Here is a 20,679-nt window from a genome sequence, read left to right on the forward strand (position 1 = left end):
CGCCGCCGAGATGAAAAACGCGATATTTGTCGAGGAACTATTGTGGCTTTCGATGAGAATTGACGCACCATAGCGGTGCAAGCACCTCGAGAATGCGCCGCGACAGGCCCCCATGAAGCGCCGCTGTCCCCCAGAAAACGAGGCACAGCGGCGTTGCGGGAGGCGGGGAAACGTCCGTACGGGCAATCAATCGACGAGCGAGGCCCCCAGGGCATCGAGCAGTAACTGAGTGCCACGTTCGCGCGAGCCCGCGTCGTCGTAGCCGTCCAGGAAAGCGCCCTGCTCGGTCATGACGAGGTGCGTGCCGCCATCGCTCGCACGAAGGTCGATCGTCGCGAGCGACACGGAAATCTTGCGCGTATCCAGGTGCATCTCGTAGGCATAGACAAGTCGTGTGTCGGGCACGACATCGAAGTACAGGGCGTCGAACGTCGACACCATGCCGCTCGTCCAGCGCCCTTTCGCAACCTCGCGGCCGCCAGGGCGCACATCCATCGACCGCTCGAGCAACGTCAGGCCATCGCTTCTGGCGAACCAGCGGTCCTTGGCATCACGCTCGGTCAGCGCCCGGAACACGCGTGCAGGCGAAGCGGCGTACTGACGCTCGAGGCGAAAGGTCGCGTGCACGACGCTGCGCTGTGTTGGCGCCTGCGCCTCGCGCATGACTTCTCGGCCCAGCTTGTCAAGTGTCTGCGCCCAGCCCTCGCCAGCCCCGGCGGGCATCCAGGCGAACGCGGGATCGTGAACGGTGTAGCGTTGCTCGACATCCAACCGCGTGCCTTGCGCCACCTCGGTAAATTCGGCCGTCGTGAGCGCCCCGAACAGCGCCTGCCCCTTGGCATCGGTCACTTCCATGTCGATCACGAGCCGTGCCGGGGCATCGACCTCGACGAAACGCCCGCGAATCCAATGCGATTCCCCTTCGGGCGATTGCATGTGCAGCGCGAAAGCGCCGCCTACGCGGGCATCGACCTGCGCTTCGGGCACCGAGTAGCCGGTCGGGCAAAACCAACGCTTCACGGCGTCGGTGCGGGTCCAGGCGAGAAATACGGTTTCGCGGGTGGCCGCGTAGGTCCGGCCAACGCTCAACGGGCGCGGCTGCGCCGCGGGTGCTGCTTCACTGACTGTCCTCATGAAGTCCTCCTTCGGGCGGCAGGCTGGCCAGATACTCGCCCAAACGGTCGAGATGACCCTCCCACTCGTCACGGCGCTGGTGAATCCATCGCTCGGCAAGGCTCAGCGCCTTGGGTTCGATCCGGCACGTTCGCACGCGTCCGGCCTTTTCCGTTCGCACCAGCCCCGCACTCTCGAGCACGGCCAGGTGCTGCATGACCGCCTGCAACGACATCGCCAGCGGCTGCGCGAGCGCACTCACCGACGCGGGTCCCTGCGCCAGCCGCGCAAGCATCGCGCGGCGTGACGCGTCGGCCAGCGCCTGAAAGGTCAGATCGAGGGCGATGTCATGGTCAAGCATGTGCTTGAGTATAGATGCTCACAACAGTAAAGCAAGAACTTTAGTGTTGAATCGTCAGGTGATGATGTGATGCGCGTTGCGCGGGCGCAGGCGCGCCGTGTGCTGGCGATGGAGGATTTCCCGCAACGATTGCTCGATGGTCTCGGACATGGCGTTGAGCGCGAGGTCGTTCGGCTCCATCCCGAACGGCTCTTCGATTTCGGCGCTGACGGCTTCGAGCGCGAAGAACGTGTACGAGAGGAAAGCCACGACGACCGGCGTCATCGGACCAATCGAATCAACCAGGCCGAATGGCAACAGCAGCGCGTAAAGATACGTCACGCGGTGCAGGATCACGCCGTAGGTGAACGGGATCGGCGTGGTGGCAATCCGCTCGCAGCCGCCGATGGCTTCACCAAGTCGATCCAGGTGCATCTCCATGACCTGCGCGAGCGGGGCTTCGATCTGCCCGCGCGCGCGGCGTTCGCGCAGCCATTCGCCCGCCATGAGCAGGATCGCGATCGGCTTGAACTGCTTGCGCGCAAGGCACGCCACCTCCGCCTTGTCGAGCAGCCGTTCGAAGTCGGCTTGCGGGTCGGTGCCGCGCAACTGATGGCGCATGCCATGTACGAAGGCGATGAGATAGGCAACGAAGCGGGGTGACTCCGAGGTATCGGACACGAGCGTCATCGACTGGCGCGCCAGCGCACGCGTCTCATTGAGCACGCTGCCCCAGAGCACCCGGGCTTCCCAGTAACGGGCGTAGCTCGTGGTGTTGCGAAAGCCGAGGAAAATCGCGAGCGTGATACCGATCAGGGAGAACGGCACGAACGTGAGCGGAATCTTCCATTCGAAGACGCGCCCGTGGGCTAACGTGACGGCTATCGAGATGATCGTGGTGAAAATGAGCTGCGGGGCAATCTTGGGAACGATCGAGCCGCGCACGACGAAAAGCATGCGCAGCCAGTTCAGATTGGGTCGGACGATCATGGGGAGCAAGGGCGCTGGCGAGCGCGGAAAGACTGGCCGTGGGGGATGCCGTTGCGCCGGGATGATACGCCGATATCGGCCGGTTTGAAATGGCCGGCAGCGACGCAAACGTTGCGCCCCGCCGCCGGTACGCCCCCGTCATCATTGCGTCGTCACGGCAGCGCAACCCCACAAAACGCCCGTCAGCCGCGAAGCCGACGGGCGTCTCGATGGCCATGCCCGACAACAATCACTTCACGGCCAATGCCTGCGCGAGCGTGACCGGGTCCTGGAAAATACTCGAGAAGTCGAGCGCGCCATGACCGTTGGCACGGTGGACTTCGAAAATGCGCCGGGCGAGGTCGCCGAGCGGGGTCGCCACGTCGCTGGCGGCCGCCGCCCCGTGAGCGAGGCGCAAGTCCTTCGCCATCAGATCGGTCGCAAAACCACCGGTGTACCCGCGCGACGACGCCGCATTCTCCATCACGCCCGGACACGGGTTGTAGACCTCCAGCGTCCAGTTGCGCCCGGAGCTTTGCTGCATGACCGCCGAGAGCACCTTCGGATCGAGCCCGTTGGCGATCCCGAGACGCAACGCCTCGCTCGTGCCGGCCATCAGAATGCCGAGCAGCATGTTGTTGCACAGCTTGAGCGTCTGCCCCGCGCCAAGCGACCCACCGTGATGAATCGCCCGTCCCATGTTGCCGAGCAGCGGCCGCATGCGCTCGACGAGCGCCGCATCGCCGCCCACCATGAACGTCAGCGTGCCCGCCGCGGCGCCCGCCGTGCCACCCGAGACGGGCGCGTCGAGCAACGCCGTGCCCGGGCGCGCGAGCGTCGCCAGCCGGCGCGGAATTTCCGGCGGTACCGTGCTGCTGTCGATCAGCACGGCGTCCGGCGCGGCATGTGCGAGCACACCGTCCGGACCGTCATACGCCGCGAGCACATGCTCGCCGGCCGGCAGCATCGTGATGACCACCTGCGCGTCGCGTACGGCGTCGGCAATCGACGTCGCCACCGTGCCGCCCTGTGCCGCCAGTCGCGTGAGCGCCGCCTCGGACAAATCGAAGCCACGCACCGCGTGCCCGGCCTTCACCAGATTCGCCGCCATCGGCCCGCCCATGTTGCCGAGCCCGATGAACGCGACGCGCCAAGCCGTTTGTTGGGTTTCCATCGCCATGGTCTATCTCCGATAAAGGCGTGCGCGTTACTTCAGTGTGATCGTCGTGTTCACGCCCGCCGGGCCCGTGCCGCGTGCCTGCCAGCGTGCGGTCACGGTCTTGGTCTGCGTCCAGAACAGAATCGCCTGCTTGCCGTTCGGCCCCAGATCGCCGAGCTTCGAAGCGCGCGAACCGGTGAAGCTGAACCAGGCGACCGGCACCGGAATCGGCAGGTTGATCCCGACCTGCCCGACGTCGATCTCGTTCTGGAACTGACGTGCCGCGCCGCCATCCTGCGTGAACAGCGCAACGCCATTGCCGTTCGGGTTGGCGTTGACGAACGCAATCGCTTCATCGAGCGTATCGACGCCCGTCATGCAGAGCACCGGTCCGAAAATCTCCTCGCGATAGATCGACATCCCGGCCGTCACGCCATCGAAAATCGTCGGTCCGACGAAGTTGCCTTCGGGCGCCGCCTTGACAACGTGAGCGCGACCGTCGAGCAGCAGTTTCGCGCCCTCTTCCACACCCGCGCCGATAAGCCGCTCGACGCGCGCAAGCGCCTGCTTCGACACCACGGGGCCGAGATCCGCCGTGCGGTCCGTGCCAGGACCCACCTTGAGCGCTTGGGCGCGCGCCACCAGCTCGGGCACCCATTCGCGCGCTTCGCCCACGAGCACCGCCACGGACGTCGCCATGCAACGCTGCCCCGCCGCGCCAAACGCCGCGCCCAGCAGATGGTTGATGGCCTGCTCGCGATCCGCATCCGGCAGGATCACGCAGTGGTTCTTCGCGCCCATCATCGCCTGGCACCGTTTGCCTGCCTCCGAGGCGCGACGATAGATGTGCGTGCCGACATGCGTCGAGCCGATGAATGACACGGCCTTGATATCCGGGTGATCGCAGATGGCGTTGGCGATGTCCGGTCCGCCATGCACGACATTGAGCACGCCCGGCGGCACACCGGCTTCCAGCGCGAGTTCGGCCAGGCGCAGCGACGCGCTCGGATCCTGCTCCGACGGCTTGAGCACGAACGTGTTGCCGGCGGCCACCGCCAACGGGAACATGAAGCACGGCAGCATGACCGGGAAGTTGAATGCGGTGATCCCCGCGCACACGCCCAGCGGCTCGATCAATGTGTAGACATCGACACCCCCCGCGGCGTTCTGCGCGTACTCGCCCAACTGGAGCGAGGCAATCGAGCACGCATGTTCGACGACCTCGAGGCCGCGTCCGACTTCGCCTTCGGCGTCAGGCAGCGTCTTGCCGTGCTCGCGCGTAATCAGTTCGGCCAATTCGCCGGCATGCTCGCGCAGCAGATGCTGGAAGCGCAGCATCACGCGCATGCGGTTGGCTTGCGACGTATTGCGCCAGCCCTTGTAGGCCGCCTTGGCCGACGCCACGGCGGTATCCAGTTCCTCCGTCGTGGCAAACGGCACGCGCGCGACGACTTCCTGCGTGGCCGGGTTCACGACGTCGCGCCACTGCGAGGACTTCGACTCGACACGCTTGCCGTCGATAAGCAGCGGAATGGTGGGTAGGGACATGACACGTTCTCCTGATCGATACGAATGCGAGGATTCGGGGCTAGAGGACTAAGGAAAGTTGGAAAACTTCTGCGTTCGGCGCAGGGCAAACTGCGGCGGGTGAGCACGCAGCGCCGCCGACAATTACAAGATAGGCAATCGACACGAGATGTGCGCCGCGCCGCTCACTTCGCCGCCGTGCTCGTCTTCACGAGCGAGCAGGTCGACTTCGACAACGGCTGGAAGGCTTCCGTGGCGGGTACGGTCGCGACGCGGGTGTAGTAGTCCCATCGGCCTTTCGACTCGGCGGGCGACTTCACGCGGAACAGGTACATGTCGTGGATCACGCGCCCGTCCGGACGAATCGAGGCGTTGTGCATGATCGGATCGCGAATCGGCATTTCCCGCATCTTTTGCGCGACCACCTTGGCGTCCACGCTCTGGGACGCCGCCACCGCACGCAGGTAATGCAGCACGCTCGAATACACGCCCGCCTGCACCATCGTCGGCTTCAGATCCTTGTACTTCTTCTGGAAACGGGCTGACCAGGCGCGCGAGGCGTCGTCGAAGTCCCAGTAGAAGCCATCGGTAAACAACAGGCCCTGCGCCGTGTTCAGGCCCAGCGAGTGAACGTCCGACAGGAAGATCAGCAGCGCCGCCAGCTTCTGCCCGCGTTGCACGATGCCGAATTCGCGCGCCTGCTTGAGCGCGTTGACGGTGTCCTGCCCGCCGTTGGCGAGCGCCACGACCTGCGCCTTGGAGCTTTGCGCCTGCAACAGGAACGACGCGTAGTCGGACGCATTGAGCGGATGCCGCGACTGCCCCGCGACCGTGCCGCCGAGCGACTTCACGATATCGGCGGCGTCCTTCTCCAGGGAATGTCCAAAGGCATAATCGACGGTGATGAAGTACCACGATTTACCGCCGTCACCGACGACGGCGCGGGCAGTCGCCGCCGACTGCGAATAGGTGTCGAACATCCAGTGAAAGCCCGTGGGCGAACAATCTTCGTTCGTCAGGCGCGTGGTCGCCGGCCCCGAGAACAATGTCACGCGCTGCTTGTCCATCGCGATCTTCTGCACCGCCAGGGCGGCCGCCGAGTTCGTCAGATCGGCAATCGCATCGACATTGTCGCGATCAAACCATTCCCGGGCCTTGTTGGCGGCGACGTCGGCCTTGTTCTGGTTGTCCGCCGAGACCAGTGCGATCTTCATGCCCTTGCACTCGGCCGCGAGGCAATCGTCGATGGCCATTTGCGCGGCTACGACCGAGCCTGCGCCGCCCATCGCCGAATACGGCCCCGACATGTCGGTGAGCACGCCCACCTTCACCGGACGATCCGGCAACTGCGCCATGCCGGCCATCGACACCACTCCCAAACCCACGCCGAATCCCAGCGCGAGCAGCCACGGCTTGATCTTCATCGCTTTGTCTCCTTCAGGTCGTTTATGCATTCGTCGTCGCCGTCTATGCGCAGCGCTCATGAATTGTATTTGTGCGAATTTGCTTTACAAAGCGAAAATCTGCATCTACTTTGTGCATAAATACACATAGGAGACCGGGTGATGGTTCGCACCGCCGCAGCACGACCGTCGGGCATCGCAGGCGCTTCGGCGACGGAGCCGCGTCCCGACTGGGACGACCTTCGCTACTTCCTGGAGGTCGCGCGCACGCAGCGCGTAAGTGCGGCGGCGCTGCGCCTGGGGGTCGACCACACGACGGTCTCTCGACGGGTGCGCGCGCTGGAGCAGTCACTGGCCACGTTGTTGTTCGACAAATCGCGCAATGCAGGCTTTGCGCTGACGCCCGAGGGGCAGCAACTCCTCGTGTACGCGGAGCAAATGGAGACCACGTTGCAATCGGCGTGCGAGCAAGTGGCGGGGCTCGGGCAAACGCTCTCTGGCCACGTTCGCATCGGCTCGACGGAAGCGTTCGGCACGTATTTCGTCACCCCCGTCCTCTCACGCTTTCAGCGCGAATACCCCGCCATCGATTTCGACGTGCTGCCGGTGCCACGCTTCGTGAGCCTGTCGAAACGCGAGGCCGATCTGGCGATCACCATCGAACGCCCCCAGCGCGGACCATACGTGTGCAGCAAGCTGTGCGACTACCGCCTCCAGTTGTATGCGACGCCCGGCTATCTCATGCAATACGGCGATGTCACGACGTTCGCGGATCTGGCCGGACGCCGATTCATCAGCTATGTCGCCGAACTCTCGTTCAGCAACGAGTTGCGTTATCTGGAGGACATCGTGCCCGGAGGCAAGGTCGTGTTGCGCAGCACGAGCGTCATCGCGCAATACCAGGCGGCCTTGCAGGGCGAAGCGCTGGCGATCCTGCCATGCTTCATGGCCGCGCAGGATGCCCGACTGGTGCCGCTGCTCGTGGACGACGTGGTCGTCACGCGCAGCTTCTGGATTTACTGCCACGAGGAATTGCGCACGCTCAAGCGCATTACCGTGCTGTGGGACTATCTGCGCGACGCTGCCCAGCGTAACGACGCCCTGCTGCAGGGCAAATCCGGGCAACTGCGGCTGGTCTGATCGCCATCAGCGAATCTTGCGTTGTTCGGCGTCGATCACGACAGGAATGGCCGCGCGCATCGCTTCGATGAAGCGGCGCAGACGCGCCGGATAGTACTTCGCATACGGATAGATGAGGTACATCGGCAAGGCCGTCGAGCGCCAGGACGGCACAAGCTGGATCAGACGCCCTTGCGCCACGTCCTCGGCAATCAGCCATGCCGAACAGACACTCACGCCGAGCCCGCGAATTGCGGCGCTGCGCAATGCATAGAGATTATCGGTACTCATGCGCGGCTCGAATGCGACACTGGCCGTTTCGTGCGTTTGCTCGTGCGTCAGGGTGATGTCGTTGCGATAGAACGTGGTGAGCGAGAGCCAGGGCCACGACACGAGGTCCGAAGGATGCGAGGGCAGCGGTCGGCCGCGCAGCAGTTCGGGCGACGCCACGACGATGCGCGGCACGTCGGTCAACGAGATCGCCACGTTCGACGGATCACGCAGCTCGCCCACATGGATCGCGCAGTCGATCCCTTCGGCAATGAAATCGGGCTCGCGGTCCTGCAGGAACCAGTGCACCCTCATCCCCGCATAGCGTTCGAGAAAGTCCGCCAGCGCGCCGATCATCATTTCCTGCCCAAACGCGTGGGGCACGAGCACCCGCAAGGTGCCCTGCGGGTCGTCACCGCCGCCGCGCAGATCCGCCTCGAACGCCTCCCAGCTCGTGACCAGTTCTTTCGCCCGCGCAAAGCAACGCTCGCCGTCTTCAGTGAGCTTCATGCGATGCGTCGAGCGTTGCAGCAACCGCAGCCCCAGCGAACGCTCGAGCATCTGCAAACGCCGGCTGACGGTCGGCTGCGTGGTACCGAGCAACGCCGCGGCGGCCGACAGACTGCCGGCCTCGACGATGCGCACGAACGTCTGCATCAGCTCGACGCGGTCGGCGCCAGCGCCCCGAGCAGCGGGCGCATCGGTGGGCAAGAGAGGGGGAGAAAAGGGCTCTGTCATACGCAACACGTATAAAGGTTGTACGGATTATAGGTCTACCGTCGCACCGCACCAAGCGAGACACTACAGTCCATCACGTTCCCTGGAGCCACACCTCATGAGTTCCGCTCAGCTTTCCAACGCGGCCAACGCGAGTCAAGCGGCCACCCGGCCACTGCCCGAGTTGTCCGCCCGTCTCATTTTGCTGCTGGCCACGGGCACTGGCCTGACGGTCGCGTCGCTGTACTACGCCCAGCCGATGCTGGGCATCATGACCGACGACATCCATGCGGCCAACACGACCGTCGGCTGGGTGCCGACGCTCACCCAGCTCGGCTACGCGCTGGGCATTCTGCTGCTGGTGCCGCTCGGCGACATCATCGACCGTCGTCGCATCGTGCTCGTCAAGGGCGCGATTCTCTCGCTTGCGCTGCTGCTGGCCGCGGTCGCGCCCGGCATCGGCACGCTGCTCGCCGCGAGTCTGGCGATCGGCCTGAGCGCGACGATGGCACAGGACATCGTGCCCGCCGCGGCGACGCTCGCCCCCGAGTCGATTCGCGGCCGGGTGGTCGGCACGGTGATGACGGGGTTGCTGCTGGGCATTCTGCTGTCGCGGGTGGTGTCGGGTGTTGTCGCACAGACCTTCGGCTGGCGCGCGATGTATGTCGTCGCGGCGATTAGCGTGGCAGGGTTCGGCGTGGTGGCCTGGCGCGGCCTGCCGTCGTTCCATCCGACGACGCAGATGACCTATCGCCAGTTGATCGGTTCGGTGGTCAGCCTGTGGCGTCGTCATGCGGCGCTGCGCCGCGCGGCATTGGCGCAGGGCTTGCTTTCGGTCGGCTTCAGCGCCTTCTGGTCGACGCTCGCGGTGATGCTTCATCAAGCGCCGTTCCATCTGGGCGCGGCGGCGGCGGGAGCGTTCGGCCTGGCCGGCGCGGCCGGCGCGCTCGGCGCCCCGCTGGCCGGTCGCATCGCGGATCGCAAGGGACCGCAGATCGTCACCCGTCTCGGTGCCGGCCTGGCGGCCGTGTCCTTCGCCGCGATGCTGCTCGCACCGATGCTCGGCGCCCATGCCCAACTGTGGCTGATCGGTCTGGCCGCGATTGGCTTCGACCTCGGCGTGCAGGTGGCGCTGGTCTCGCATCAAACCATCGTGTACGGCATCGAGCCCGCCGCCCGCAGCCGTCTGAACGCGGTGCTTTTCGTCGGCGTGTTCATCGGCATGTCGATCGGCGCGGCACTCGGCGCGCAAGCGCTGGCGCACTGGGGCTGGACGGGCGTCGCGTCGCTCGCCACGCTGGCCGCCCTCGGCGCACTTGCGGTGCGGGTCTGGCCCGGCACGACCTCGGCCCATTGACGCCTAGCCTGCGCCCAATGACAAAGGCCGCTTCCCTGGGGAGGCGGCCTTGTCTTTTAAGGCACCGGCAACGCTCAGCCGGTCGCCTTTGCGGCACACGCGCGCACACGGTCGTACAAGGCGTCGGTATCGATGCCCTGAAGCGTCAGGCCGAAGCGCTCGTGCAGGACCTGCGCGAGTTGCGCCGCCGACACGATGTTGGTTTCCGCCACGACCTCGCCTTGCGCCGAGCGCTCCGTCAGGGTCGTGTTGAGCAGCGCGATGCGCCCTTGCGGTAGCACACGGCAGACGATGAGCTGATGTCGGAAGATCGAATCGGGCGCGCTCGACGTGTACCAATTGCCCAGCTTGTAGTCGATCCACTCGACGGGTTTCGGCGTAAAGCGATAGACCGGCAGCCACTTTTCGGCGGAGCGCACGCTCAGGCGGTACTCGCTTGGCAGCGCGTCGTCGTCCGTGCGAATGGTCGCCAGTTGGAACGTCTCCAGCAAGGTCGATTGCGGTTGCGCCGAATGCAGACGCAGCGGCGCGGTGAGCGTGACCGAGCCGAAACCCACGTCGGCCAGCCAGGCCTCGCCGTCGAGGTCGACGCGCAGCAACATGTGCGTGAGCGGCGCTTCCGCGTCGAACGAGCGCCCCCATGCGACGCGACCGATCAACGGTGTGACGGCGAATCCGAGATGCGTGAGCGCGCTGGCGAACAGCGCGTTCTGCTCGAAGCAGTAGCCGCCGCGTCCGCCGTCGAGCAGCTTGGCCACGACTGACGGCAGATCGACGTCGACCGGCTGACCACGAATCGGATCGAGATTTTCGAACGGGATGGCCAGCGGATGCAGCGAATGCACGGCGCGCAGGACGTCGAGCGTCGCTTCACGCGGGCCGGTGTAACCGATGCGCTGGAAATAGCGCTCCGGATCGAAGGGATGAGACATGCCTGACTTCCTCTTGAGGGACGCGGACAGACGCAGAGCCCATACGTTAGCGCATCCGCCGCGTCTTTGGGCGATCCCGTCAAGACAACGAGGCACGCAGGCGGCCGAGCGCCGCATGCGCATGCGCATTCGCCCGCGCCGAGCGTTACGCGACGCTCGCGATGCAATCCCGCAGCCACTGATGCGACGGATCACGATGCACGCGCTCGTGCCAGTACATCGAGATCTCGAAACCCGGGAGGTCGACCGGCGGCGTCGTCACCTGTAACGCCGGATCGTCGCGCACGAGCCGCTCTGGGGCCATCGCCACCAGATCCGTGCTGGCGAGCGCGGATCGCAAAAAGAGAAAGTGCGGCACGGACAGCGCGACGCGACGCGCCACCCCAAGCTTCGCGAGCCCATCGTCAGTGCTCGCATGAAACCCGCCGCCGTCCTGCGAAACCATGGCGTGCTCCAGGTCGCAGAACTGCTTGAGGGTAGGTCGTCGCTTGAGCTTCGGATGCCCGCGACGTCCCACCAGGACGTAGCGCTCCGTGAACAGCGCCTTGCGACGCAATCCCTGCGGCGCGCCGTCCGTCGTGTGAAAGGCGATATCGACAATGCCCTGCTCCGTCTGCCGGGCGATGCGCGACGGAGACAGATCGAACACGGCGAGGCGCGTGTGGGGCGCCTCCGCTCTCAGGCGATGCAGCAGCGGAAGCACGAGAGTCGACTCCGTGTAATCGGTGGCGGCAATGCGCCAGGTCAATTCGGCCTTGGCCGGATCGAATGGCGCGGCGGGCGAGACGGCGCGCGACAGCGATTCGAGCGCGTCACGCAACGGCCCACGTAGTGCCTCGGCCCGTGTGGTCGGGCGCATGCCGCGCGGCCCGGGCAGCAGCAGCGGATCACCGAGCAAGTCGCGCAACTTCGCCAGATGCACACTGACCGCCGGCTGCGACATGTACAACCGCTCGGCGGCACGCGTCACGTTCTGCTCGGCAAGCAGGACATCGAGCGTGACCAGAAGATTCAGATCGATACGGCGCAAATTATTCATCGTTATACCTGGCATATCAGGAATTCATTTCCAATATACCCGCCGTGCGCCTAACCTGCATTCATCCCCTGGAACGAATGTGCCCAATGGCAACGGAGTTTGAAAAATGAATGTGTTGATCGTTTATGCCCACCCGCAACCGCGCTCGCTCAATGGCGCGTTACGTGACTTTGCGGTACAGCGACTGGAAGCGGCGGGGCACCACGTGCAGGTCTCGGATCTGTACGCAATGCAATGGAAGAGCACCATCGATAAAGCCGACGCACCAGCACGCAATGCGAGCGAGCCGTTTCATGCGTCGCTCGACTCGAAGCAGGCATTCGTGAGCGGCACGCAGAGCCCCGACATCGCACGCGAGCAAGAGAAGCTGCGCTGGGCGGACACCGTGATCCTGCAATTCCCGCTGTGGTGGTTCTCGATGCCTGCCATCATGAAAGGATGGTTTGATCGCGTGTATGCCTACGGCTTCGCCTATGGCGTTGGCGAGCACTCTGACACGCATTGGGGTGACCGCTATGGCGAAGGGGCGATGGCAGGCAAGCGCGCGATGCTTGTCGTGACGACGGGGGGCTGGGACGCGCATTACAGCGCTCGCGGCATCAACGGTCCCATCGACGACGTCTTGTTCCCGATCCAGCATGGCATGTTGTTCTACCCCGGTTTCGACGTGCTGCCGCCTTACGTCGCCTACCGTACGGGCCGCGTCGACGGCGCGCGCTTTGCACAGATCCAGCGCGAGTTGGGGGCGCGTCTCGACACGCTGGCCACGACGGCTCCGATTCCCTATCGTCGGCAGAATCATGGCGCGTACGATATTCCGGCGCTCACGCTCAAGGATGACGTCGCCGCCGGACAGGTCGGCTTTGCCGCGCATATCGATATTGCCTGACATGGTTCGCCGCCGGATGCCTCAGGCAGCAGGCGTCCGGCGGTACAAAGCATTGCACTATGCGCGGAACACGCGTATAAGTGACACATCGACCTTCACGTCTGACGCCTGTCGCAACCGCGTCATTCTTGAAATCTGCGTCGGCCTACACAGGCTCGCAGTTATTTCGTCAATGTCAGGAGCAAGAATGCTCACCCTGTCGAAGCAGGCCATCCTGGCTGCCATTTATCGCGTCATCCGCAATGACGACGACCTTCCTTCTGATGCCATCATTAACGCGCTGCTCGCGCGTGAACTGGTGTGCCGAGTTGGGGAGCGTCTGGAATTGACGCCATACGGCAGATCGTACTGCCGGTCCGCCTACGTCCCTGCCTGGTGCTGACCGAACCTCGGCCGCGCCACGCCTGGTAATCGTATTCGGACGTCAGGACTTGCCGCGTGCCGGCGTAGTTTCCCCTATTGCCATCGGCCCGTCGTGCCCGATGCGCTTCCTCCCCGCCTAGCCAGTCACCATCGGACAGTTGCCGACGATCCCCTTTGGGATCGGCAGGTGAAACTACGGTAGCATCGCGACCGTCCGTACAGTATCCTCGACGCTGAACGAGACCCGCAGATTTCCAACTGTCGGTCGCTAATCCCCCCAAGGCAAACCACAGATCCGCCGACGTTCATGACCACGCAAGACGACGAGATGCATTCTTCCGGTGTTTCAGCGAACGTCGAAAAGTTCTGGCATCCGTTTCCGGAGCCAGTTGCCGTGAGCAAGGGGCGAGAGATCTACGGCTTGGCCGGGACGCCACAACTCGTCGCACTGTGCTCGGCGATGCATCGCCACGCCACGGATATCGTCAGCCAGTTCTACCATGGGCTCGCCGACTTGCCCGCGTCGAAATGCATCCTGGATCGACTCACTGACACTGAAATCAGGTACGTCAAGTCGCGACAGGCACGGCGACTGCGCGCCATGACGGCGCCTGCACTGACGGCTGCGGATCATCGCTTGCAGGCCATCAGAACCGGTCGCACGCATGCCATTGTCGGGCTTAACTGGGAGGATCTCGTTCGCGCCCGAGGCGTCCTTGGCGAAGCCATCTTCACGCACATCGACACGGCGGAGCACGGCGAGGCGCTCTGCCTGCTGAGCCGACGCATGAACCAGGACATGGCGTGGCAGGCGGAGGCCTATCAGCGCCTGCAGATCTCGCGTCACGAGGCATTGCAACGCATCACGCTGCTGGCATGGAAAACGGAAAGCTATACCGACCTGATCAGTCAGGTGGTCCAGATCCTTGGGGCGCATGACGAGATTGCAGGCTGCGCGGTGGGCCGGCCGGATCGTCAGGGCGTGTTTCGCTTCGAACTGGCGGCCGGCACCACGATCGAGCACTATCTCGCCGGCATCGAAAAAACAGCCCCCATCACGGTGGGCAATTCGTCCGGCAGTCAGGGTCCCACAGGACGCGCCTGGCGAAGCGGCCAAGTAGCGCGCTCGCTCAATATTGCGAACGATCCGAAGATGGTGCCTTGGCGGGCCGCCGCCTTGCCGGCCGGTTTTCATTCTTGCATTGCGATTCCGCTGCGCCAGCCAGGTGAACCCACGGCAGCCATTCTGAATCTGTACTGTCCCATGCCTGGGGCACTGACGGGGGCCGATCAGGTCGCCTTCGTGTCGCTGTTGCAAACGATCCTGGGCTTCGCGATCGCCGGCACCGAGCGCCTCGCCGGAAATACCCGCGCCGTCCCTTACACCGTTCGACAGCGTTGGTCCGCGCTTCTCCGGTCCGACGCGTTGACAATGCACTATCAACCCCTGCTGGATCTCAAAACGGGACAAGTGACCAAGGTCGAGGCGCTGGCCCGGCTGCGGGATGGGGATCGCCTCCTGACACCCGGCGAGTTTTTCCCCGCCTTGTCCTCCGAGGATTTCCTGACGCTATACAAGCGCGGGCTTGAGCAAGCCCTGTCGCAGAGCCATCTCTGGCTGAAGGCGGGGTTCCCCGTGAACGTCTCCGTCAACCTGCCGTCGAGTGCCCTCGGCGACATCCGTTATTTCAAGGTGACGGAGCGGGCGCTGAGAACAAGTGGTGCCGCGCCGAACCAACTGACGCTGGAAGTGCTGGAGACCGATGCCTTTCCGCTCGGCGTGGACGTGCCGCAGGAACTCGCGAAATTCAAGGCCCTGGGCATCCAGTTGGCCGAGGATGATCTCGGTTCGGGATACAGCACGCTGACGCGTCTTCGCGAAGTGCCGTTCGACCTGGTCAAGATCGACCGGAATATCGTGAGCGCCGTCGACCAGGATCCTGCGGACACCCTGCGCTTCACCTATCAGTTGATCCAGTTGGGACATTCGTTGAACAAGGCCGTCGTCGTGGAAGGCATCGAAGATGAGGGAATGCTTGAGGCGGTCGTGATTCTCGGTGCCGATATCGTCCAGGGGTATGCGATTGCACACCCGATGCCGGCGGAGCAGTTGACTGAATGGATGGCGTGCCCACCGAGCGTGCCCGATGTCCACGCACCGTCTACCGCGTTGGGGACATTGGCGGCACAGTTGCTGGCCGAAGCCCGCAAGCGTTTGATGTAACGGCGGCGGCGCCCGAGGTGCCGCACATCGCCACCATGCTTGCCCGGCAGGTCCGCCGTCGATGCCGCGCTCGGCACCGGCGCGAAACGCCCTAGAGTTGCGGCGCCGCGAAACGGCGGTTCTCGTTGCAAGGCAATACGCGACGCGCTTCGGCGATGCGGGCCGGATCGAGGTCGGCGAGCAGGAATGCCGGGGCTTCCCCAGCGCGAGCGACAATCACGCCCAGCGGGTCAACCACCAGGCTTGCGCCGATATTGCGGGGGCCGCATTCGCCCGACGCCACCAGGTAGCACGTGTTCTCCAGCGCACGCGCGGTGCACAGGGTTTCCCAATGCGCCTCCTTGAGTGGCCCCCTCACCCACGCCGCCGGCAACACCAGCACGTCGGCGCCGTCGAGCGTGAGGCGGCGGGCCAGCTCGGGAAAGCGCACGTCATAGCAGGTCATCAGGCCGACCTTGAGTCCGCAGACGTCGACCAGCGGCGGCACCTCGTTGCCCGGGACCACGTTCGTCGACTCCTTCACCGAGAACGCATCGTAGAGGTGGATCTTCTTGTACTCGGCGATGATGTCACCGTCGCGCAGTGCGATCAGGACGTTCCACACCTTGCCGTCGGCGGTCGCGGGCACGTGCACCGTCATCATCGTCGTCAGGTTGTTGCCTCGGCTCGCTTCGCGCAAGGTCGTCACGAACTCGCCGTCCAAGGGTTGCGCGGCACGGCGCACCAGGTCGGGATCGGCGATGTCGCGCGCCAGCACGCCCTCGGGAAGTACGAGCAGGTCTGCGCCGGCGGCGCGGGCCTTCTCCATCAATTTCAGGCAGGTCTGCGCGTTGGCAGCCGCGTCCGCGGCAACGGCAAATTGTCCAATGGCTGCTTTCATGACTTTCTCTCTCAAAACGGATGCGACTCAGGCTCGGGCAGGCGGATGGGACGCTTCAGCGACGCCGCTGTGGCCGATCAATTTCCGGTCGGGCGACGCGCGCAACGACTGTCCCGGCGAAACGTGTTCCGCGAGCGCGGCGCGTTTGAAATCCTGAACATCAATACCGGGCACGTACCGCAACGTTGTTGAAGTATGCCAGTTTGGCAGTTCGGCAGTTTGCACGCCCGTCGTCGAACGGGCACTCGGTCGGTATCGGCTTTGGCAGGCCGGACGGTGCTACTGAAGGCAGGGACATTACCCCTGCGCCGTTGGCCTGCATTGGCTAACGGCGATTCTCGTCGTCATTGTCCATGCGGAGCTGGCAGGCCAAGCTTGCTGACGCCATGCACTATGCGATATACGTCCTCATGTTGGCCATGCCGGTGCTCCGGTGGCTGACCTTGAGCGCAGTGGGCAAGCCGATCGTTCTTATTGGACTGCTCATCCCCTCGCTGACCAGTGCCGATGTGTCGCTTTCTCGCCCGATCAAGGACGATCATGAGGCACGGGTAACACCCGACTATGTTCTGATCGGGCTGCACGGGGTAGTGGCGCTGCTTCACCATTGCGTCATGCACGACAACACACTGGTTCGCATGCTGATCGGGGCGTCGCACCGGAACTGATTGCCCAGAGCTGCCTCACATGGATCGAGATCTTAAATGACAAAGTTTCTTCATCGCGCCCATCCTGAAAGCCACCGCACCGAACATATTGGCTGGCTGCGCGCCGCCGTCCTCGGGGCCAATGACGGCATCATTTCCACGGCCAGTCTGGTTGCAGGTGTTGCCGCGGCCCATGCAAGCCACGCCAGCATCATGACCACGGCCGTGGCGGGATTGGTGGCAGGCGCCATGTCCATGGCTGCCGGCGAGTTCGTATCGGTCTATTCACAGGCCGACACAGAAAAGGCGGATTTGACGCGGGAGCTCGAAGAACTGAGGCACAGCCCTGAGGCAGAGCATCGGGAACTGACGGCCATCTACGTGCGCCGTGGCCTGGATCACCAGCTCGCAGATCAAGTTGCCGCGCAGTTGATGGCGCACGATGCGCTGGGCGCGCATGCGCGCGACGAACTGGGCATCTCGGAAACGTTGAGCGCACGCCCGCTGCAAGCGGCAATGGCGTCCGCTGGGAGCTTCGCCGTGGGCGCGGCCATGCCGCTCGCTGTGGTTCTGCTGGCACCGGAGCAGAGCCTGCTCTATTGGATCGTGGCGACGGCGATTGTCTTCCTGGCCCTGCTCGGCGCTGCCGCTGCCGCCGTTGGCGGAACCCCTCTCTTCAAAAGTGCCCTGCGCGTGGCTTTCTGGGGCACCTTTGCCATGGCGGTGACAGCGGGCGTGGGGGCCGTGTTCGGCACCACGGTTTGATGTCAGAGCAGCGGTGATCGAGAACTTGTGGCCGGTGTATCCGCGCGACTTGTCGTGTGGATACATTTCCTATCTTGTCCTGAAGATATCTCGCAAAACCGTGGACGAATCCGTTGACGCGCGCGCCGACTTTCCTATGGAGGACGCGATGGACGGAAAAATCCAATTCTCGCCGCTACGGTTTTTCGGGGGGAGGTCACTCGCAGGATCGCCCGGAGAAGATTACCTTCATATCGAGTACTTCTGCATAAGGGTAGTGAGTTGCTCGGAGAGGTAGGGCCAGCTATAGCCTCCCCCCTCGTCCCATGACTTGGAGCCAGTCATCAGGCCTTTATCAAGCAACAGGTCCCTCACTTCATCGTGCGGGTAGAGATACCAAGCCCGCTTGTTGCAGAACGAAATGTAGATATCCTTGCCGCTGTACTTTTTGTCGATGGTGAGCCTGCCCTTGAGTTGCACCTTCATGAAAGTGCTGCCGTCAATGTGGCAGGCGATGAAGTCAGCGCCTTGCCAATCGTCGCTCAAGCGCAGGCAGTTAAAGCCATAATCGGCAAGGCGCGCCGCTACCTTTTGGAAATTGTAGTTTTCCTTCTGGCGGGAGTTGAGTTGCTCGTAGTTGATTTCTTGAAACATAGGATCCCCGTTGCGACGATTCCATTCAAAGATGGCAGTACGATCGACCACCACGGGGATCGCAGCTCATGAACCTCTTTCCTCATCATCAACGCCAGCTCGCCGTCCTCGGCGAAATCCTCGCCAGCATTCGACAAGTCAAGCATCCCCACTACGCAACGCGCATCTCGCGTCTCGCGTCTCGCGTCAACAGACCTGAATCGTTCGTCATTGCCTACGAATCCGGCAAGTACCATCTCGACGCTCCCGAACTCTTTGATAGTGCGGACGCTCTTGGGATCGATGTAGTCGAACTGATCGACCTGTACCAACGGAGGATTTGACCTCTGTCCACACGATCGCCACATCTGACGTGAGTGGTTTCAAGCCTATTGGATATCACCGAGGACACGTGCAATATGAAACAGGTCAGTCAGCAAGCGAGTTCCCCGCGACTCCCGGGAATAGATCACCAGATTGCGAATTTCCGGTGCTCAACACTTGGTCATAGATGACCTCAGGTTGAACGCGGAAACGCAGTCCGTCGGCGAGACGCCCCAAGGCCGGGAGGCCAACGATCCCCAAACCAAACCTCGCGGCCTCCTCGATGAATGGCGCGATTTCCGCGTCGCCATGTTTTGTGACAAGAATGCCGGCGACCTGCAAATGTCCTAGTCGTTGTGCCGCGAAACGCTCCTTGATACGCAGCACTCGCTGCTGCAGTTTCGAAAGCTTCTCAGATGCGTTGGTAACTGCTGCTGCACACTCGATCACTGCAATTCTCCGCGATGGCGTCTCGCAGTAGATATCCGGGGCTTCTTGCAAGTGTGATACGTCCCCTAGATACATACAGTCAAATCCGATTTCTTCCAACACAAGGGTAAGAACCCGTTCGAAGGGGTGCCCCTTGCAGTCGAGGGAAAGGAGCTCTTCCCGCAATTTGGTTAGATCCTTATCGAATTGCTCGAGAAAAGCGGCACGTTGTCTCGGCAAATGATCCGGATCTCCTACCCACCAGCGCGAAATGTGATGGCCTGCATAACTCAAAAAAACCTGACATACGGGCGCGTCGCCTATGTCTTGCTCCACACGTGCTGCTATTAGCCCACCATCCTGAACTGCCCACTTAAGTGATGCTCCACATATCGACAAACGCGTCGCCTTGTTTGTTTCCGACGTGACTTTCACCCCGATTCTCAGGAGAGATGGATCAATGCGCCGGCTCCCGACTATCTTGGCCGACAGCGTGCACTGACTAATCGTCGAATCGGCCAAGATAGTCTCCGCTGGCTTTTCGAGCAGAATTTCGATAGCGGTATCAGTCCTCTGTAGAAGCCCCGACGGAAGCAGATGCTCGCCCAACAGGTCTGCCAGACCGTCGTATGGCTTGTCGAGGCATCGGAGTCGGTGCGCGAGATCGACAAGCATCCGCCCATCAATATTTGGAGACTGCCCTCCAGACAAGATCAGTGTTGGCGACCGCACCGGACCAGGTTGAACTTGAGGGTGATTGTCTGCGAAGAACGTCGCATTCAGCGATTGCCTAGCAACTCTCGGTAGCCCATATACGTGCCCACCGATTTCAAGCTGTCCGGAGCGAACTATTCGGTTCAAATCGAATTGTTCTTTGGAGAGATCAATCGACTCTCGCCCAACCGTTATTCCATCAACGGATACGACTGACGTCTCAAGCAAACTTAGCCGCATTTCTGCATAGACGTACCGAACCGCCGCCCAGTGAAGCCATTTGGCCCCATCGATTTCAACTGCCAAGTAGGAAATGACTACATGCTGCGCTGCAATCGCCCAATGCTCGGCTACAGCCTGAAATCGATCGATTTCCGACTGAGCATGATTGGAAATTGGGAATGAAATGTCACTATCCGGCATTGGTCAATGGGCCTTTATAGTCAGGTCACTCGATAATACGCTCGGCGCTTCCCGCTGCACCATGCAGGAACACCCACTTGGTGCTCTCCCAACCACCAGCACACGTAGCGACGCCAGCAATCCGATCCGACGTGGATACACTTTTCACCCCACCTACCAGATCTCACGATTGCCAAACGCCGCAAACCCCGCGTACAATCTGGGGCTGCGCGGGCGTCGTATAATGGTAATACCCTAGCTTCCCAAGCTAGAGCCGTGGGTTCGATTCCCATCGCCCGCTCCACAGCATGCTTCAGCAGCGCTCGCAGCACCCATCGATCAGCCGTCTTACAGACGGCTTTTTTGCGTTCATCGCCTCCATGACAACTCACGCCCGGCAGGTTGGTCTACACGGATTCCGCCAGCGAGCGCGAGCCGCGATGTCATCGCTGCGCAGCGTTCTGTGTACCCTCCTCGCGGTGGCG

The 20,679-nt window shown here is 63.0% G+C and carries 20 protein-coding genes and 1 tRNA gene; 9 read left to right on the forward strand and 12 right to left on the reverse strand.

The genetic code is table 11. The annotated features are described in order from the left end of the window. Positions 1 to 186 precede the first annotated feature (186 nt). From PTE31013_RS06550 to PTE31013_RS06575, 6 genes are all read right to left on the reverse strand, one after another. Positions 187 to 1,134, reverse strand: a complete 948-nt coding sequence (locus tag PTE31013_RS06550) for an SRPBCC family protein (RefSeq protein ID WP_150611986.1) — start codon at positions 1,132 to 1,134, stop codon at positions 187 to 189. Next, positions 1,118 to 1,474 carry an ArsR/SmtB family transcription factor gene (locus PTE31013_RS06555; RefSeq protein ID WP_150611987.1) on the reverse strand — a complete coding sequence of 119 codons (357 nt, stop codon included), beginning with the start codon at positions 1,472 to 1,474 and terminating at the stop codon, positions 1,118 to 1,120. The genes PTE31013_RS06550 and PTE31013_RS06555 overlap by 17 nt, the downstream gene beginning before the upstream one ends. A 54-nt stretch (positions 1,475 to 1,528) precedes the next feature. Beyond that, positions 1,529 to 2,443 (reverse strand): bestrophin family protein, encoded by a 915-nt coding sequence (locus PTE31013_RS06560; RefSeq protein ID WP_150611988.1) that lies wholly within the window; start codon positions 2,441 to 2,443, stop codon positions 1,529 to 1,531. Between the two features lie 229 nt (positions 2,444 to 2,672). Further along, positions 2,673 to 3,602, reverse strand: coding sequence for a 3-hydroxyisobutyrate dehydrogenase (gene mmsB, locus PTE31013_RS06565; RefSeq protein WP_150611989.1), 930 nt, complete (start codon positions 3,600 to 3,602; stop codon positions 2,673 to 2,675). Between the two features lie 27 nt (positions 3,603 to 3,629). Further along, positions 3,630 to 5,129, reverse strand: coding sequence for a CoA-acylating methylmalonate-semialdehyde dehydrogenase (locus PTE31013_RS06570; RefSeq protein ID WP_150611990.1), 1,500 nt, complete (start codon positions 5,127 to 5,129; stop codon positions 3,630 to 3,632). A gap of 164 nt (positions 5,130 to 5,293) precedes the next feature. After that, positions 5,294 to 6,532, reverse strand: coding sequence for an ABC transporter substrate-binding protein (locus tag PTE31013_RS06575; protein WP_150611991.1), 1,239 nt, complete (start codon positions 6,530 to 6,532; stop codon positions 5,294 to 5,296). Between the two features lie 141 nt (positions 6,533 to 6,673). Here PTE31013_RS06575 and PTE31013_RS06580 point away from each other — a divergent pair, with 141 nt between their 5' ends. Further along, positions 6,674 to 7,651, forward strand: coding sequence for a LysR family transcriptional regulator (locus PTE31013_RS06580; protein WP_150611992.1), 978 nt, complete (start codon positions 6,674 to 6,676; stop codon positions 7,649 to 7,651). A 6-nt stretch (positions 7,652 to 7,657) separates the two neighbouring features. Here PTE31013_RS06580 and PTE31013_RS06585 read toward each other — a convergent pair whose 3' ends face one another. Beyond that, on the reverse strand, positions 7,658 to 8,638 hold the full coding sequence (locus PTE31013_RS06585) for a LysR family transcriptional regulator (RefSeq protein ID WP_150611993.1): 981 nt from the start codon (positions 8,636 to 8,638) through the stop codon (positions 7,658 to 7,660). A 97-nt stretch (positions 8,639 to 8,735) separates the two neighbouring features. Between PTE31013_RS06585 and PTE31013_RS06590 the strand changes: the two genes are divergently transcribed. Continuing rightward, positions 8,736 to 9,974, forward strand: a complete 1,239-nt coding sequence (locus PTE31013_RS06590) for an MFS transporter (protein ID WP_150611994.1) — start codon at positions 8,736 to 8,738, stop codon at positions 9,972 to 9,974. A gap of 74 nt (positions 9,975 to 10,048) precedes the next feature. On the opposite strand, the gene PTE31013_RS06595 is transcribed toward PTE31013_RS06590, so the two are convergent. Beyond that, positions 10,049 to 10,906 (reverse strand): arylamine N-acetyltransferase family protein, encoded by an 858-nt coding sequence (locus tag PTE31013_RS06595; RefSeq protein WP_150611995.1) that lies wholly within the window; start codon positions 10,904 to 10,906, stop codon positions 10,049 to 10,051. 145 nt (positions 10,907 to 11,051) lie between these two features. Further along, on the reverse strand, positions 11,052 to 11,945 hold the full coding sequence (locus tag PTE31013_RS06600; protein ID WP_150611996.1) for a LysR family transcriptional regulator: 894 nt from the start codon (positions 11,943 to 11,945) through the stop codon (positions 11,052 to 11,054). Positions 11,946 to 12,051: 106 nt separating this feature from the next. Between PTE31013_RS06600 and PTE31013_RS06605 the strand changes: the two genes are divergently transcribed. The 3 genes from PTE31013_RS06605 to PTE31013_RS06615 all read left to right on the forward strand — a co-directional run bounded on the left by PTE31013_RS06605 (position 12,052) and on the right by PTE31013_RS06615 (position 15,421). After that, entirely contained in the window at positions 12,052 to 12,834 is a 783-nt protein-coding gene (locus PTE31013_RS06605; RefSeq protein WP_150611997.1) for an NAD(P)H-dependent oxidoreductase, read from the forward strand. Positions 12,835 to 13,021: 187 nt separating this feature from the next. Further along, positions 13,022 to 13,216, forward strand: coding sequence for a hypothetical protein (locus PTE31013_RS06610; protein WP_150587792.1), 195 nt, complete (start codon positions 13,022 to 13,024; stop codon positions 13,214 to 13,216). Positions 13,217 to 13,504: 288 nt separating this feature from the next. Beyond that, positions 13,505 to 15,421, forward strand: coding sequence for an EAL domain-containing protein (locus tag PTE31013_RS06615; protein ID WP_150611998.1), 1,917 nt, complete (start codon positions 13,505 to 13,507; stop codon positions 15,419 to 15,421). A 91-nt stretch (positions 15,422 to 15,512) separates the two neighbouring features. Here PTE31013_RS06615 and PTE31013_RS06620 read toward each other — a convergent pair whose 3' ends face one another. Then, entirely contained in the window at positions 15,513 to 16,301 is a 789-nt protein-coding gene (locus PTE31013_RS06620; RefSeq protein WP_150611999.1) for a deaminated glutathione amidase, read from the reverse strand. A gap of 353 nt (positions 16,302 to 16,654) precedes the next feature. Here PTE31013_RS06620 and PTE31013_RS06625 point away from each other — a divergent pair, with 353 nt between their 5' ends. After that, the gene (locus PTE31013_RS06625) at positions 16,655 to 16,969 is read left to right on the forward strand and encodes a cytochrome b (protein ID WP_174978448.1); all 315 of its coding nucleotides are present in this window, start codon (positions 16,655 to 16,657) and stop codon (positions 16,967 to 16,969) included. A gap of 36 nt (positions 16,970 to 17,005) precedes the next feature. After that, complete coding sequence (locus PTE31013_RS06630; RefSeq protein ID WP_150612000.1) at positions 17,006 to 17,713, forward strand: VIT1/CCC1 transporter family protein; 708 nt, start codon at positions 17,006 to 17,008, stop codon at positions 17,711 to 17,713. A 228-nt stretch (positions 17,714 to 17,941) separates the two neighbouring features. On the opposite strand, the gene PTE31013_RS06635 is transcribed toward PTE31013_RS06630, so the two are convergent. Beyond that, on the reverse strand, positions 17,942 to 18,346 hold the full coding sequence (locus PTE31013_RS06635) for a hypothetical protein (RefSeq protein ID WP_150612001.1): 405 nt from the start codon (positions 18,344 to 18,346) through the stop codon (positions 17,942 to 17,944). A gap of 68 nt (positions 18,347 to 18,414) precedes the next feature. Here PTE31013_RS06635 and PTE31013_RS06640 point away from each other — a divergent pair, with 68 nt between their 5' ends. Beyond that, positions 18,415 to 18,669 (forward strand): helix-turn-helix domain-containing protein, encoded by a 255-nt coding sequence (locus PTE31013_RS06640; protein ID WP_150612002.1) that lies wholly within the window; start codon positions 18,415 to 18,417, stop codon positions 18,667 to 18,669. An 85-nt stretch (positions 18,670 to 18,754) separates the two neighbouring features. Here the strand turns inward: PTE31013_RS06640 and PTE31013_RS06645 are convergent, their stop codons facing one another. Next, positions 18,755 to 20,215 (reverse strand): hypothetical protein, encoded by a 1,461-nt coding sequence (locus tag PTE31013_RS06645; protein ID WP_150612003.1) that lies wholly within the window; start codon positions 20,213 to 20,215, stop codon positions 18,755 to 18,757. 209 nt (positions 20,216 to 20,424) lie between these two features. On the opposite strand from PTE31013_RS06645, the gene PTE31013_RS06650 reads away from it, so the two are divergent. Next, positions 20,425 to 20,498 (forward strand) — tRNA-Gly (locus PTE31013_RS06650). Positions 20,499 to 20,679 lie beyond the last annotated feature (181 nt).

This window comes from Pandoraea terrigena (assembly GCF_902459705.1).
GTDB classification, from domain to species: domain Bacteria; phylum Pseudomonadota; class Gammaproteobacteria; order Burkholderiales; family Burkholderiaceae; genus Pandoraea; species Pandoraea terrigena.

What these genes read in the sequence shown, in the direction of transcription:
- PTE31013_RS06550 (WP_150611986.1), bottom strand. Translation starts at nt 1,134, where the DNA reads ATGAGGACAGTCAGTGAAGCAGCACCCGCGGCGCAGCCGCGCCCGTTG.
- PTE31013_RS06555 (WP_150611987.1), bottom strand. Translation starts at nt 1,474, where the DNA reads ATGCTTGACCATGACATCGCCCTCGATCTGACCTTTCAGGCGCTGGCC.
- PTE31013_RS06560 (WP_150611988.1), bottom strand. Translation starts at nt 2,443, where the DNA reads ATGATCGTCCGACCCAATCTGAACTGGCTGCGCATGCTTTTCGTCGTG.
- mmsB (WP_150611989.1), bottom strand. Translation starts at nt 3,602, where the DNA reads ATGGCGATGGAAACCCAACAAACGGCTTGGCGCGTCGCGTTCATCGGG.
- PTE31013_RS06570 (WP_150611990.1), bottom strand. Translation starts at nt 5,129, where the DNA reads ATGTCCCTACCCACCATTCCGCTGCTTATCGACGGCAAGCGTGTCGAG.
- PTE31013_RS06575 (WP_150611991.1), bottom strand. Translation starts at nt 6,532, where the DNA reads ATGAAGATCAAGCCGTGGCTGCTCGCGCTGGGATTCGGCGTGGGTTTG.
- PTE31013_RS06580 (WP_150611992.1), top strand. Translation starts at nt 6,674, where the DNA reads ATGGTTCGCACCGCCGCAGCACGACCGTCGGGCATCGCAGGCGCTTCG.
- PTE31013_RS06585 (WP_150611993.1), bottom strand. Translation starts at nt 8,638, where the DNA reads ATGACAGAGCCCTTTTCTCCCCCTCTCTTGCCCACCGATGCGCCCGCT.
- PTE31013_RS06590 (WP_150611994.1), top strand. Translation starts at nt 8,736, where the DNA reads ATGAGTTCCGCTCAGCTTTCCAACGCGGCCAACGCGAGTCAAGCGGCC.
- PTE31013_RS06595 (WP_150611995.1), bottom strand. Translation starts at nt 10,906, where the DNA reads ATGTCTCATCCCTTCGATCCGGAGCGCTATTTCCAGCGCATCGGTTAC.
- PTE31013_RS06600 (WP_150611996.1), bottom strand. Translation starts at nt 11,945, where the DNA reads ATGAATAATTTGCGCCGTATCGATCTGAATCTTCTGGTCACGCTCGAT.
- PTE31013_RS06605 (WP_150611997.1), top strand. Translation starts at nt 12,052, where the DNA reads ATGAATGTGTTGATCGTTTATGCCCACCCGCAACCGCGCTCGCTCAAT.
- PTE31013_RS06610 (WP_150587792.1), top strand. Translation starts at nt 13,022, where the DNA reads ATGCTCACCCTGTCGAAGCAGGCCATCCTGGCTGCCATTTATCGCGTC.
- PTE31013_RS06615 (WP_150611998.1), top strand. Translation starts at nt 13,505, where the DNA reads ATGACCACGCAAGACGACGAGATGCATTCTTCCGGTGTTTCAGCGAAC.
- PTE31013_RS06620 (WP_150611999.1), bottom strand. Translation starts at nt 16,301, where the DNA reads ATGAAAGCAGCCATTGGACAATTTGCCGTTGCCGCGGACGCGGCTGCC.
- PTE31013_RS06625 (WP_174978448.1), top strand. Translation starts at nt 16,655, where the DNA reads ATGCGGAGCTGGCAGGCCAAGCTTGCTGACGCCATGCACTATGCGATA.
- PTE31013_RS06630 (WP_150612000.1), top strand. Translation starts at nt 17,006, where the DNA reads ATGACAAAGTTTCTTCATCGCGCCCATCCTGAAAGCCACCGCACCGAA.
- PTE31013_RS06635 (WP_150612001.1), bottom strand. Translation starts at nt 18,346, where the DNA reads ATGTTTCAAGAAATCAACTACGAGCAACTCAACTCCCGCCAGAAGGAA.
- PTE31013_RS06640 (WP_150612002.1), top strand. Translation starts at nt 18,415, where the DNA reads ATGAACCTCTTTCCTCATCATCAACGCCAGCTCGCCGTCCTCGGCGAA.
- PTE31013_RS06645 (WP_150612003.1), bottom strand. Translation starts at nt 20,215, where the DNA reads ATGCCGGATAGTGACATTTCATTCCCAATTTCCAATCATGCTCAGTCG.